This window comes from Aquabacterium sp. (genome assembly GCF_036279655.1).
In the GTDB taxonomy this organism is placed as follows: domain Bacteria; phylum Pseudomonadota; class Gammaproteobacteria; order Burkholderiales; family Burkholderiaceae_C; genus Aquabacterium.
In genome coordinates this window covers 57045-70606 of record NZ_DASUIT010000060.1, presented here as the reverse complement: position 1 = coordinate 70606, position 13562 = coordinate 57045, and the positions used below count along the sequence as shown (strand labels likewise).

The 13562-nt window shown below is 66.1% G+C and carries 12 protein-coding genes; 9 read left to right on the top strand and 3 right to left on the bottom strand.

The window, feature by feature from the left end; translation table 11 throughout:
- Nucleotides 1-48: 48 nt before the first annotated feature.
- The 8 genes from purB to VFW84_RS07085 all read left to right on the top strand — a co-directional run bounded on the left by purB (nt 49) and on the right by VFW84_RS07085 (nt 9711).
- Entirely contained in the window at nt 49-1416 is a 1368-nt protein-coding gene (purB, locus tag VFW84_RS07120) for an adenylosuccinate lyase (protein WP_329679752.1), read from the top strand.
- A 15-nt stretch (nt 1417-1431) separates the two neighbouring features.
- Nucleotides 1432-2289, top strand: a complete 858-nt coding sequence (pyrF, locus tag VFW84_RS07115; RefSeq protein WP_329679751.1) for an orotidine-5'-phosphate decarboxylase — start codon at nt 1432-1434, stop codon at nt 2287-2289.
- A gap of 18 nt (nt 2290-2307) precedes the next feature.
- Nucleotides 2308-3564 carry an efflux RND transporter periplasmic adaptor subunit gene (locus VFW84_RS07110; RefSeq protein ID WP_329679750.1) on the top strand — a complete coding sequence of 419 codons (1257 nt, stop codon included), beginning with the start codon at nt 2308-2310 and terminating at the stop codon, nt 3562-3564.
- Between the two features lie 8 nt (nt 3565-3572).
- Nucleotides 3573-4283: an ABC transporter ATP-binding protein gene (locus VFW84_RS07105; RefSeq protein ID WP_329679749.1), complete on the top strand. Its 711-nt coding sequence runs from the start codon at nt 3573-3575 to the stop codon at nt 4281-4283.
- A 1-nt stretch (nt 4284) separates the two neighbouring features.
- Nucleotides 4285-5448 carry an ABC transporter permease gene (locus VFW84_RS07100; protein WP_329679748.1) on the top strand — a complete coding sequence of 388 codons (1164 nt, stop codon included), beginning with the start codon at nt 4285-4287 and terminating at the stop codon, nt 5446-5448.
- Nucleotides 5449-5589: 141 nt separating this feature from the next.
- The gene (locus VFW84_RS07095) at nt 5590-7554 is read left to right on the top strand and encodes a calcium-binding protein (RefSeq protein WP_329679747.1); all 1965 of its coding nucleotides are present in this window, start codon (nt 5590-5592) and stop codon (nt 7552-7554) included.
- Between the two features lie 66 nt (nt 7555-7620).
- Complete coding sequence (locus tag VFW84_RS07090) at nt 7621-8796, top strand: ABC transporter permease (protein ID WP_329679746.1); 1176 nt, start codon at nt 7621-7623, stop codon at nt 8794-8796.
- Between the two features lie 36 nt (nt 8797-8832).
- Nucleotides 8833-9711: a fumarylacetoacetate hydrolase family protein gene (locus tag VFW84_RS07085; RefSeq protein WP_329679745.1), complete on the top strand. Its 879-nt coding sequence runs from the start codon at nt 8833-8835 to the stop codon at nt 9709-9711.
- Between the two features lie 6 nt (nt 9712-9717).
- Here the strand turns inward: VFW84_RS07085 and VFW84_RS07080 are convergent, their stop codons facing one another.
- Nucleotides 9718-10347, bottom strand: coding sequence for a TetR/AcrR family transcriptional regulator (locus VFW84_RS07080; protein ID WP_329679744.1), 630 nt, complete (start codon nt 10345-10347; stop codon nt 9718-9720).
- Between the two features lie 102 nt (nt 10348-10449).
- Between VFW84_RS07080 and VFW84_RS07075 the strand changes: the two genes are divergently transcribed.
- Entirely contained in the window at nt 10450-11436 is a 987-nt protein-coding gene (locus tag VFW84_RS07075; protein WP_329679743.1) for an alpha/beta hydrolase, read from the top strand.
- A 12-nt stretch (nt 11437-11448) separates the two neighbouring features.
- Here VFW84_RS07075 and VFW84_RS07070 read toward each other — a convergent pair whose 3' ends face one another.
- Both VFW84_RS07070 and VFW84_RS07065 read right to left on the bottom strand, forming a co-directional pair.
- On the bottom strand, nt 11449-12345 hold the full coding sequence (locus VFW84_RS07070) for a sensor domain-containing diguanylate cyclase (protein ID WP_329679742.1): 897 nt from the start codon (nt 12343-12345) through the stop codon (nt 11449-11451).
- Complete coding sequence (locus VFW84_RS07065) at nt 12342-13475, bottom strand: GGDEF domain-containing protein (RefSeq protein WP_329679741.1); 1134 nt, start codon at nt 13473-13475, stop codon at nt 12342-12344. Before VFW84_RS07065 ends, VFW84_RS07070 begins: the two co-directional genes overlap by 4 nt.
- Nucleotides 13476-13562: the final 87 nt, after the last annotated feature.

Below are 13562 nucleotides of genomic sequence, written 5' to 3'. Positions count from 1 at the left end.
ATGTCGGGTTGACCCTCATTTGACCGGGTGCCTGCCCGACGTGCTGCCATGACGCTTTCTGCCCTCACTGCCCTGTCGCCTCTGGATGGTCGCTATGCCTCCAAGGTGTCTGCCCTGCGCCCGCTCCTGTCGGAGTTCGGTCTGATGCACCGCCGTGTGCAGGTCGAGGTGGAGTGGTTCATTGCCCTGTCCGATGCCGGCCTGCCGGAGTTCGCGGCCCTGTCCGAGGCTTCGCGCGGTTATCTGCGTGGCCTGGTGGCCCGTTTTGCCGAAGCCGATGCCCAGGCCATCAAGGACATCGAAAAGACCACCAACCACGACGTCAAGGCGGTGGAGTACTGGCTTAAGGGCAAGTTCGAAGGCCACGCCGAGCTGCTCAAGGCCAGCGAGTACGTGCACTTTGCCTGCACCAGCGAAGACATCAACAACACCAGCCATGGCCTGATGCTCAAAGCCGCGCGCGATGAGGTGCTGCTGCCCGTGATCGATGGCGTGATCGCCACCCTCAAGGGCATGGCCCACGAGATGGCCGCGCTGCCCATGCTCAGCCGCACCCATGGCCAGACGGCCAGCCCCACCACCGTGGGCAAGGAAATCGCTAATGTGGTGGCCCGTCTGGTCAACGCGCGTGCTCGCATCGCCGATGTGAAGCTTTTGGCCAAGATGAACGGCGCCGTGGGCAACTACAACGCCCATCTGTCGGCCTACCCGGACAAGGACTGGGAAGCCTTCAGTCAGTCGGTGATTGAAAACCAGTTGGGTTTGACCTTCAACCCCTACACCATCCAGATCGAGCCGCACGACTACATGGCCGAGCTGTTCGATGCGGTCACGCGCACCAACACCATCCTGATCGACTGGTCACGCGATGTGTGGGGCTACATCAGCCTGGGCTATTTCAAGCAAAAGACCAAGGCGGGCGAGATCGGCTCCAGCACGATGCCGCACAAGGTCAACCCCATCGATTTCGAGAACGCCGAAGGCAATCTGGGCTTGGCCAACGCCGTGCTGACGCACCTGAGCCAGAAGCTGCCCATCAGCCGCTGGCAGCGTGACCTGACCGACTCGACCGTGCTGCGCAACATGGGCGTGGCCCTGGGCTATGCCGTGCTGGCTTATGACAGCCTGGCGCGTGGCCTGGGCAAGCTGGAAGTGAACCCCCAGGCCCTGGCCGATGACCTTGATTCTTCCTGGGAAGTGCTGGCCGAGCCCATCCAGACGGTGATGCGCCGCTATGCTCTGCCTAACCCCTATGAGCGCCTGAAGGAGCTGACCCGTGGCAAGGCCATCACGCGCGAGTCGATCCAGGCCTTCATTCAGACCCTGGAGCTGCCCGAGGCCGAGAAGCAGCGCCTGCTGGCCATGACGCCGGGCAACTACGTGGGCACGGCCGAGGCCCTGGCCAAGCGCATCTGATCGGGACGGGCCGCCATGAGCTTCATCGACCGCCTGCAGCACGCCCAGCAGATCAACGACTCCATGTTGTGCGTGGGCCTGGACCCCGAGCCCTCGAAGTTCCCGGGGGCCTGGAAGGGCCAGAGCGAGCGCATCTTTGATTTCTGCGCGGCCATCGTGGACGCCACCAAGGACCTGGTCTGCGCGTTCAAGCCGCAGATCGCCTACTTTGCCGCCCACCGGGCCGAGGACCAGTTGGAGCGCCTGATGGCGCACATGCAGCGCGTGGCGCCCCAGGTGCCCGTGATCCTGGATGCCAAGCGCGGGGACATCGGCAGCACGGCCGAGCAGTACGCCCGCGAGGCCTTTGTGCGTTACCAGGCCGATGCGGTGACCCTGTCGCCCTTCATGGGATTTGACACCATCGAGCCTTTCCTGAAGTTCCAAGGCAAGGGCGTGATCCTGTTGTGCCGCACGTCCAACCCCGGGGGCTCCGATCTGCAGAACCTGCGCCTGGCCGATGTGCCGGGCCAGCCCCGTGTGTATGAGCACCTGGCCGCCCAGGCGGCGGGCCCCTGGAACACGACGGGCCAGTTGGGCCTGGTGGTGGGTGCCACCTTCCCTGAAGAGATCGCACGGGTGCGCGAGCTGGCCCCCACGCTGCCTTTGCTGATCCCCGGTGTGGGTGCGCAGGGCGGTGATGCCGAGGCCACCGTGAAGGCGGGCTTGCGCCGCAATGCGGCCGGTGAGGTCACCGGGCCGATCGTTGTCAACAGCTCGCGCGCCGTCTTGTACGCCAGCAGCGGCGATGATTACGCGAGCGCCGCACGTCGGGTGGCGCAGGAGACGCGACAGCTTCTGAACGCTGCTGCTGCGCGCACGAACCCTACCTGAGACCTGAGGCACAGCCCCATGACCACTCCAGCCGATGGCGCGTCTCCCCTGAACCGATTGAGCATCGACCGAGGGCCCACCGCTTCAGGCCGGAGGCCTTGGCCCGTGGGCTGGATCGTGCTGGGTGTCGTGCTGCTCATCGCTGCGGTGGCGTGGTGGCTGTCGCCGCGTGCCATCCCTGTGCAGATCACTGCCGTGGTCACCAGCACGCCCTCCCAGCAGTATGTGGACCTGACGGCCTCGGGCTATGTGGTGGCCCAGCGGCGTGCCGCGGTGGCGTCCAAGGCCACAGGCCGACTGGTCGAGCTCCATGTGCGTGAAGGCAGTACGGTGCGCAAGGGCGAGGTGATCGCTCGCCTGGATGCCAGCGATGTGCAGGCCTCCATGGCCGCTGCCGAGGCCAGCGTGCGCCAGGCCGAAGCCGGGGTGCGCCAGGCCGAGGTGGAGCTCACCAACGCCTTGGCCGAACTCAAGCGCAGCCAGGGCCTGCAGGCGCAGGGCTTCATCTCGCCGCAGGCGGTGGATGCCGTGCAGACCCGTGCCCAGGCGGCCCGTGCATCTGTGCAGGCGGCTCAGGCGGCGGTGCGCGCGGCTCAGGCCCAGGTCAAGGTGCAGCAGGTCAACGAAGACTTCACGGCCATCCGCGCCCCCTTCGATGGGGTGGTGCTGGTCAAGAACGCCAATGTGGGCGACATCATCACGCCATTTTCCAATGCGGCCGGGTCGCAAGGGGCGGTGGTCACCATGGCCGACATGAGCACGCTGGAAGTCGAGGCCGATGTGTCCGAAAGCAGTGTGGGCAAGGCCCGCGTGGGCCAGCCGGTGGAGATCGTGCTCGATGCCCTGCCCGACGCGCGTTTCCGCGGCCAGGTGGGGGGCATTGTGCCCACGGTGGACCGCGCCAAGGCCACGGTGATGACCAAGATCCGTTTTGATCAACTGGATGCCCGCATCCTGCCCGAGATGAGCGCCAAGGTCAGCTTCCTGTCCCGGGCCATCACCGAGGCAGACCAGCGTCCGGTGCTGGCCGTGAACCCGCAAGCCCTGCAGGCGCGCGATGGGGGGCAGGTGGTCTGGCGCATCCAGGTCGATGGCGCGGGCGATGCTGCCACCTGGACGGCGCAAGCCGTGGCGGTCAGGCGAGGTCGCACCCTGGGGGAGGTGGTCGAGATCATCCCTGTGGTGGCCGGCGCGATCCAGTCGGGTGACAAGGTGGTGAGCGGTCCGACCGATCGGCTCCAGCCCGGGGGCCGGCTCACTGCCGCCAAGCCCTGAGGCCCGCCATGGCCGAGTCCCTCATCCGCATCCGTGATCTGAGCAAGTCCTATCAGCGGGGTGGCCAGCGCATCGACGTGCTGGTCGACATTCAGCTGGACGTGCTGCGTGGCGAGTTCGTGGCCTTGATGGGGCCCAGTGGCTCCGGCAAGAGCACCTTGCTCAATCTGATCGCGGGCATCGACCAACCCAGCTCGGGGCGCATCGAGATCGCCGGCGTGGACATTGCCACCCTGGGCGAAGGCGCCCTGGCCGATTGGCGTGCCAGCCATGTGGGCTTCATTTTTCAGTTCTACAACCTCATGCCGGTGCTGACGGCTTTCGAGAACGTGGAGCTGCCTTTGTTGCTGACGGGGTTGTCGCGCAAGCAGCGCCATGCGCATGTACACGCTGCCTTGGAGATGGTGCACCTGAGCGACCGCCTGGACCACCGTCCCAACGAGCTGTCAGGGGGGCAGCAGCAGCGTGTGGCCATCGCCCGCGCCTTGGTGACCGACCCGACCCTGATCGTGGCCGACGAGCCCACGGGCGACCTGGATCGGCACACCGGCGAGGAGATCCTCAAGCTGCTGCAGGATCTGCAGCGCACGCTGGGCAAGACCATCGTGATGGTGACGCACGACCCCAAGGCGGCGGCCTGTGCCGGGCGCCTGATCCATCTGGAAAAAGGCGTGCTGGTGCCCGAAGAGGCCATGGCATCGGCGGCTCGGGAGCACTGACGTGTTCCTGCTGCGCCTGCTGCTCAAGAACGCCTTTCGGCATCGGCTGCGCACCTCGCTGACCCTGGTGGGCCTGGTGGTGGCCATCTGTGCCTTTGGCCTGCTGCGCACCACGGTGGATGCCTGGTATGCGGGGGTCGATGCCTCGTCGAGTGCACGCCTGGTCACCCGCAGTGCCATTTCGCTGACCTTCCCGTTGCCCATGCACTATGCCGAGCGCATCAAGGCGGTCGATGGGGTGCGCGGGGTGTCCTGGGCCAACTGGTTTGGCGGGGTCTACATCACCGAGTCCAATTTCTTTGCGCAGTTTGCCGTGGATGCGCCCAGCTACCTGGCGCTCTACCCGGAGTTCGTGATCCCCGAGGCACAGCGGCAGGACTTCATGCGGGATCTGCAGGGCTGTGTGGTGGGGCGCAAGCTGGCGGCCAAGTACGGCTGGAAGCTGGGCGACAGCATCACGCTGCGCGGCACCATCTACCCCGGCAACTGGCGTTTCACGATCCGAGGCATCTACCAGGGCCGGGACAACAAGACCGACGAGCAACAGATGTTCGTGCACTGGAAGCGCCTGGCCGAGGGCATCCGCAAGCTGCCTGGCGGGGGCAGCATGGCCGACCATGCCGGGGTGTTTGTGGCGGGTTTGAAGGACCCGGATGACGCACCGCTGGTGTCGCACCGCATCGATGCCTTGTTTCGCAACTCGAACGCCGAGACGCTGACCGAGACGGAGAAGGCCTTCCAGCTCAGCTTCGTGTCCATGAGCGAGACCATCTTGCTGGCCCTGCAGGCGGTCAGCTTCATCATCATCGTCATCATCATGGTGGTGATGGCCAACACCATGACGATGACCGCGCGCGAGCGCCTGGCCGAGTACGCCACCTTGCGTGCGCTGGGCTTCGGGCCGGGTTTTGTGGTCAAGCTGCTGTTTGGCGAGAGCCTGTTGATCGCGCTGATCGGTGGGGCCATCGGCCTGGCGGTGACCATCCCGGTGGCGAAGGCGTTCATGCAGGCCACCGGGTCGCTGTTCCCCGTGTTCAACGTGTCGATGGGGACGATGCTCTTGCAGGTGCTGGCGGCCTTGCTGGTGGGGCTGGTGGCTGCAGCATGGCCGGCCTGGAAGATGTCGCGCATCGACATCGTGCAGGGGCTCAGGCACGTGGCCTGAGCGTCCTGGATGCGCCATCCCCCAAAAGAGGGGAGGCGTATGTCCCGAGGGCGATGCGGCGATGGGCCCGATAGGCTGCTGGAGTGCGCGTTGTGATGCAGCGCGTCCACACCACTTACATCAAATCCGGGACCCTAGACCATGGCTGACACCTTGACCGGCACCCCTGCCGACGACACGTTTTCGATCTCCCCCGTGGGCGCCCCCGTCATTGCACTGGACGATGACTTTGGCACCGACACCATTCGCTACGCCTACGGGCCCCAGTCGCCCGCCCCGTATGCCATCACCTTGAGCCCGGCCTATACCTCGGCCAATGCACGCTTGAGCCTGCACAACGATGGCGTGAACGGATCGGTCTGGACCTTGTCCTTCGAAGGGCAGGACGATCAGATCGTGTTTGCTGGCGTGGTCAACACCAGCGGCCCTCAGTCCCTGGCCTACATTGACCTGCCCGGCGAGATCACCCGCTCGCCCATTCCCGATTCGCTGACCTTTGGTGATGGCGTGGTGTGGACGCGTGCCGACTTCATCGCCCAGACCCTGACGGCCGAACAGACGGGCCTGGTGATCGGCGGCACCTCCGGTGATGCCACCCTGGTGTCGCGCAACGATGGCGTGCATGTGTTCGTGGGCGCATCGGGCAACGATACCTATGTGGCGGGCACGCGCAGCGACGCTTTCGTGGATCAGTCGGGTGATGACAGTTATGTGTTCGGGCAGGGCTGGGGCAGCGATCTGTCGGCCCATGTGCAGGCCAGTTACACCCAGACCAGCTACGGCCCGGGGGAGAGCTTCCAGGCGGTGGCAGGCCCTGGCGCCATTCTCATCGACGACCGTGCCGGCAGCGATGTGATTCGCTTCACGGACGACACGAGTGCCAGCAGCCTCGTGTTGAGCGAGAACCTGGGCGACCTGGTCATCGCGCAGCGCAACGGTCAGGGCACGATCCGGGTGCATGGCGCCTACACCGACAACGGTCAGCTCAAGGTCGGGGTGATCGAGCGCATCGAGTTTGCCGATGGCTCGGCCCTGGGGGCGGCGGACCTGCTGGCGGTGACCAACCGCGCCGTGGTCGGGACAGATGCGGCCGATTCGCTGGTGGGCAGCAGTGGCAATGACACGCTCACCGGTCTGGCGGGCGATGACACCCTGGTCGGCAGTTGGGGCCAGGACCGTTATGTGGGCGGGGCGGGCAACGACGTCCTGATCGACAACGGCTACTACATGCGGGATCCGGTGATCTATGGCTACGGCAGCTTCGTCACCGGTGGTGCGGACACCTATGTATTCGAGCAGGGCTTTGGTCAGGACCGCATCGAGGAGGTGCCCGGCATGATCCCGTCTTCGGGCGGGGACGTGGTCGAGTTTGGCGTGGGCATCCGTGCGCAGGATCTGATCGTGCGACAGATGGCTGCCGACCCCTCACGCCTGCTGGTCACCTCCACCGTGAGCTCCGACACCCTGGAGGTGGGCGGCGGTCAGATCGAGCTGGTGCGGTTTGCCGACGGCACCCAGTGGTCCGGTTTCACCGTGACTCAGGGGCTCACACTGACCGGCACGAGTGGCCGGGACCTGCTGGTGGGCGACAGGCTGGACGACACCCTCACCGGTCTGGGCGGCAATGACCAGTTGCAGGGCGCTGCGGGTGATGACCTGCTGGACGGCGGCGCGGGTGCAGACACGCTGACGGGTGGTTTGGGCGCGGACCGGGTCATCGGTGGCAAGGGCGGAGACACCTACCGCTTCGCCCGGGGCGATGGTCAGGACGTGATCGTCGATCAGGACAGCAGCTGGTTCACCACCGATGTCCTTCAGGTCCAGGATGCCCGCTCCGATCAACTGTGGCTGACGCGCACTGGCGATGACTTGAACATCGCCATCATCGGGACCGACGATGCGGTGACGGTCGAGGGCTGGTATGCCAGCTCGGCCAACCGGATCGAAAAGATCACCGCCAGCGATAAACAGACCTTGACGGCCAGCAAGGTCAATGCCCTGGTCACGGCCATGGCCAAGTTCGAAGTGCCGGCCGATGGCGTCACCACCTTGCCACCGTCCACCCAGGCGGCACTGAGCAAGGTGCTGGCCAGCAGCTGGAACTGATGACCGGCGCGGCGTGAGCCGCCGTGCGCGCGGAGGTGGGGGCTGTCCCTTAGACTGCTGCCCATCATGCGCGCGCGCCCTGTCCCCCTGAGCTACATCATCCGCAATCTGTGGGTGCGCCGGGTCACGACCCTGCTCACGGCCCTGGGCATGGCCCTGGTGGTCTACGTCTTTGCCACGGTGTTGATGATGGGGCAGGGCATCGAGGCCACGCTGGTGGCCACCGGGCAGGACGACAACGTCATGGTGCTGCGCAAGGGCGCGGGGGCCGAGATCAACTCGGGCATCGCGCGCGAGCAGGCTGCTGTGATCGAGAGCCTGCCGGGCATCGCCACCGATGGCCTGGGGCGCAAGCTGCTGTCGCGCGAGCCGGTGGTGCTCAACAGCTTGCCCAAGCGGGGCTCGGGCAAGTTGAGCAATGTCACGGTGCGGGGCACCTCGGTGCAGGGGCTGGCCTTGCGGCCGCAGGTGCGCTTCATCGAAGGGCGCATGTTCCGCCCGGGCACCAGCGAGATCGTCACGGGCCGCGCGGTGGCGCAGGGTTTCGAGGGGGCGGGCCTGGGCGAGACGCTGCGTTTTGCCGGGCGGGATTGGCATGTGGTGGGAGTGTTCGATGCCGGTCGCAGCGCCTTTGATTCGGAGATCTGGGGCGATGCCGATCAGATGATGCCGGCCTTCAGACGCCAGATGTTTTCCAGCGTGGTGTTCAAGTTGGCCGATCCGGCGGGCTTCGAGGCCGTGCGTGATCGCATCGACCGTGACCCGCGCCTGCTGCTGGAGGCCAAGCCCGAGGTGCGCTTCTATGCCGATCAGTCCGAGATGCTGGCCACCTTCATTCGCGTGCTGGGCCTGTCCTTGTCCATCATCTTTTCGATCGGGGCCGTGGTGGGCGCCATGATCACCATGTTCGGCTCGGTGGCCTCGCGCGTGGGCGAGATCGGCACCCTCAGGGCGCTGGGGTTTCGGCGCTCGGCCGTGCTGATGGCCTTCATGGGGGAGTCGCTGCTGCTGTCCCTGGTGGGGGGTGTCATCGGGCTGGCGGCGGCGTCTCTGATGCAGACCGTGAACATCTCCACCGTCAACTTTCAGACCTTTTCGGAGCTGGCCTTCCAGTTCACGCTGACCCCGGCGATCGCCGTACAGACCTTGCTGTTTGCCCTGGCCATGGGGCTGGTGGGGGGCTTTGTGCCGGCCTGGCGCGCGGCGCGGCTCAAGATCGTGGACTGCTTGCGTGAGGCCTGAAACCTCGCGTGTTCGCTTCTCAAACGGAGACCTGTGATGCATCTGTGTACATATGACCTGGCGGGCCGCAGCGATGTCGGCCTGGTCCGTGGGGACGAGATCGTCTCGCTGGGCCGTGCCCTGGGGGGCACGCTGGCGCCGCATCAGCCCATGATCGATCTGATCACGCGCTGGCCGGAGCTCAAGGCGCGTGTGGTGGCGCTGCAGGGTGCACCTGCCGATCACCGCCTGGCCGAGGTGCACCTGCAGGCGCCGGTGCCGCGCCCGGGCAAGACCCTGGCCATTGGCCTCAATTATCTGGAGCATGTCCAGGAGTCCATCATTGGCGAATCGCGCACCGTGCCCGAGCACCAGATCTGGTTTCCCAAGCTGGCCAATGCCATCCACGGCCCCTTCGATCCCATCGTGTTGCCGCGCATCTCGACCATGACGGACTACGAGGCCGAGATGGTGGTCATCATCGGGCAGCGCTGTCGCCATGTGCCGGTCGAGCGCGCCCATGAGGTCGTCTTCGGCTACGCGGTGGGCAACGATGTGTCGGTGCGTGACATCCAGAAGCGCACCTCGCAGTGGACCCTGGGCAAGAGCTTCGACACCCATGCCCCGGTGGGGCCCTGGATCACCACGGCCGATGAGTTGGGGGGCGATCCGCATGGGCTGGAGATGCGCTGCTGGGTCAATGGCGAGTTGCGCCAGCACAGCCACACCCGCCTGATGATCCACAGCGTTTGGGACCAGATTGCACAGCTCAGCGCCGTGATGACGCTGGAGCCGGGCGACATGATCTTCACGGGCACCTGCAGTGGCGTAGGCGCGGCCTTCAAGCCCCCGAAGTTCCTGCGGGAAGGTGACACCGTGCGCATCGAGATCGAGCGCCTGGGGGCCATCGAGGCCCGGTGTGTGAACGAGAGCTGAGAGAGTTCAGGCAGCCGGTGGGGCGAGCCGGTGCTCCAGCGGCACCAGCGATTCCAGCACGGCCTGCACGAAGCTGGTGATGGTCGGGGTCAGTGCCGTCAACTGGTCGGTCTGATCGGTTTCGATGGCGTGCAGGATCAGTTCGGTGATGCCGCCGACCACGGCCAGGGCCATGTCGGCCTCCAGCGGGCGCTTGTAGGGCTCTTTCAGGCGGGCGATGTCCACCTGCATCCTCAGGAAATCCGCAAAGGTGCCCTGGATGCGCCGACGCACCTGCAGGCCCGCCGGTCCCAGGCTGTAGAGCTCGATGAAGAACAGGCGCAGCAGCGCGCGGTGGCTTTGCAGATGCGCCAGATAGTCGTGCGTGACCTGCCGCAGTTGCTCCACCCAGTCGGCCTCGTGGTCGTAGCTGGCGGCGATCCGCGCCATGATCTCCTGGCTGAGGGTGTCGCACAGGGCCAGCAGACAGGCTTCCTTGCTCTCAAACTGCTCGTAGAAAGTGCGTTTGGACACCCGCGCCTGGGCCACCACGTCCGCCACCGTGGTGTCGGCATAGGGTTTGGTGGCCAGCGTCTGCGCCAGGGCCTCGATCAGGCGCTGGCGTGCGGGCAAAGAGGCTTCGGCGGCGACAGTCATTGTCGTCAATGGTACTTGACAGTACCGCCTCGGTGTTGGTACTGTGGCGTACCTTGTTGGTACTGATTGGTACCAATGCTTTTGTATCGAGGAGTCTCCAAGATGAACACGACACGAGTGGCTGGTTGGGCCGGTGCTTTCCTGCTGGCATCGTCCAGCGCCCTGGCGCAGAGCCCGGCCACGGCGCCTGTGGCAGCCACGCACACGGTGGTGCCCGCGACCTTCCCTTGCCAGGCCACGACCTGCGATGCGGAGTGGTGGCTGCCCAAGGGGGTGAGCAAGCCGCCCGTCATCGTCATGGCGCATGGTTTCGGTGCCCACAAGGACTGGGGACTGCTGCCGTTTGCCGATCGCTTCGTGAAGGCCGGTTTTGCCGTGCTGCGGTTTGATTACCGAGGTTTTGGCAAGAGTGGCGGGCAGCCCCGCCGCGTGGTGGACGGGCAGGCCCATGTCAAGGACTGGTCATCTGCGCTGGACGCGGTGCGTGCGCGCACCGATGTCGATGCGCAGCGTGTGGGCATCTGGGGCACGTCCTACAGCGGCGGTCAGGTGCTGGTGGTGGGGGCGCAGCGGCCCGACATCGTCAAGGCCGTCAGCGCGCAGGTGCCGTTTGTCAGCGGCCTGCAAAGTGGTTTGCGCTTTCCTCTGAAGTACCAGCCACTGGCGGCCTGGTATGGCCTGCGCGACCTGATGCGCTCGGACAAGGAGGAACCCATCTATGTGCCCATCATCGCCAAGGATGCTTTCTCGGCCCTGATCTGCGACGAGTGCGAGGAGGGCTACAAGAAGCTGGTACCCCCGGGGCAGGAGGCCGAGAACAAGGTGGCGGCCCGCATCTTCATGACCCTGCCCTGGTTCACGCCCGCCAACTCGGCCAAGAACATCCAGGCGCCGACCCTGGTGATGGCGGCCGAAAAAGATGGCCTCATCCCCATCGACGGCGTGCGTGACATGGTCAAGGAGATCAAGCGCGTGGACTACGTCGAACTGCCGGGGGCCGATCACTTTGCGCCCTATACCGGGCCCCTGTTCGAGCAGGTGGTCACGCGTCAGACGGCGTTCTTTCGCAAGCACCTGATGGGCTTGTGAGCCTGGGGGCGATCAGGTGGGCAGGGCCGCATCCCGGCTGCCCACCACGCAACGGGCGCCCCCTTCGGACTTGGCCTGACGCAGGGCGGCACAGGCGCGTTCGATGACGGCGTCGATCGGCTCCTCGGCGGGCCAGTCCACCAGGCCAGCCGAGAAGGCCGGGCAGGGCAGGTGCCCGACATGGCGTTGACTCAGTGACTCCCGCAGGCGCTCGATGCCCAGTGCGGCTTGCTCGGTGCTGCTGTCAGCAAAGAGCACGATGAATTGCTCGGCACGCCAGCGGCCCACCACGTCGGTCTGACGGAACACCTCGCGCGCGGTCTGTGACCACAGCCGCAAGGCTTGATCGCCCACATCAAAGCCCAGTTGCTCGTTGAAGCGACGCAGGCCGTCGATGTCCATCACCCCCACGCTCAAAGGCGTGCCCGCGCGTTGGCAACGTCGTGCCTCCTGGGCCATGCATTCCCGCATGTGCCGATCGTTGTAGAGCCCGGTCAGCGGGTCGCAGGTGACGGCCATGCTCATGTCGGCCAGAGCGCTGGTCAAGGCCTGGCGCTCTGCTTCGGCATGCGCCATGCGCTGGGCAAAGCCCTGCACGGCAAAGCCCACGGCGGGGATCATGGCCAGGACCATGAGCGCCGACAAGCCCTCTTGGATCGGGTCGAAGCGGCTGCTGTCCAGCCGCCAGAGCGCGATCACGGCCAGTGCCAGCAGGACCATGGTGGCGCCCGCCAGGATCCGGACTTCGCGCGGCCGCAGGCTGAACAGTCCGCCCATCAGCACCAGGGTGAGCAGGGGCAGGGCAGCATCACGCAGATCGGGCACCGCCGTGTACAGCCCGACCAGGCCGATGATGGCCAGCGCCAGCAGCGCGGTCGTGGCTTTGGGGTGGGTGGGGGCAAGGTTCATGAGTTGACGACCTGATCCTGGCCACTGGCGCGGGCCTCTCGCAGCGCCTGATCCACCCGGTGCAGCATCTGCTGCAGGGTCTCGCCGGTGCGGTAACGGGTCAGGCCTGCGGTGCAGTTCATGGGCACCCAGCGACCATCGTGGTAGTAGCCCCAGCGGGTGCGCAGATGTTCGCGCAGGCGCTCCAGGGAGCGCATGCCCCCGTCCAGCGGGGTTTCGGGCATCAGGATCATGAACTCCTCGCCCGACCAGCGGGCCATCATGTCCGACGCTCTGAGGTGGCTGCTGCCCACGCGGGCCAGTTGGCGGATGACCTCGTCGCCCTGGGCCAGACCATGTCGTTCATTGACGGCCTGCAGTTGATCGATGTCCAGCAGGGCGATGCAGAAGGGGCGGCCGCTGCGCGCGTGCCGCTTGCATTCGGCCTGCAGCACTGCCTGCATGTGTCGCTGGTTGGCCAGGCCTGTCAGTTCATCCTGGGTGGCCAGGGCGTCCAGGGTGGTCAGGGCCTCCTGGAGCGCGCTGCGCTGGGCTTTTTGCGTCTGGCGCAGGGTGGCCGCACGGTGTGCCGCCCAGCCCAGGCCGGGAACGCACAGGGCCAGGGTGGCCAGACCGATCCACGGGCGTGGCCCGCTCACACCCTCTGTGGACACCAGCTCCAGCACCCAGGTGCACCCGGCCAGCAGAACCAGGCTCAGGCCGCCGAGCATCACGATGGTGCGGGCGCGCAGGTGATGGACCGTCAAGGCCAGCATCGTGCCGACCAGCGGTGCCGCCGCGGCGCGTCCCACATCCACCAGGGCATAGCTCATCACCACCGAGAGCAGGGCCAGCGCCACTTGGGTGCTGGTCAGCGTCGGGTCCGGGCGCTGGGCCGTGCGCCCGCTGCGCACCAAGCTGAAGCAGAGGGTCATCCACAGCAGATCCAGACTCAGAGGCAGCGCCAGATCGTCCAGGCCTTGGCCCGTGCTCAGCAGGCCCAGGGCTCGCAGGCCGTGCATGCCCAGCAGGAGGGCATACGCCACCAGCATGCGCTGCAGCCCGGTGCGTCGGTTCGGGTCGTCGCCGAGCAGCCAGGACCAGCCGCCAGGCATGGGGCGGGTGTTGATGGCGAAGACGGAAGTGTCCATACGTCAGGGTTTCGGCAAGACCCGGCCTGACTTGAGGGGCTGGTCGCACCAGTGCTGGCGTCGTATGATGACCGGTTGCCTGCTCAA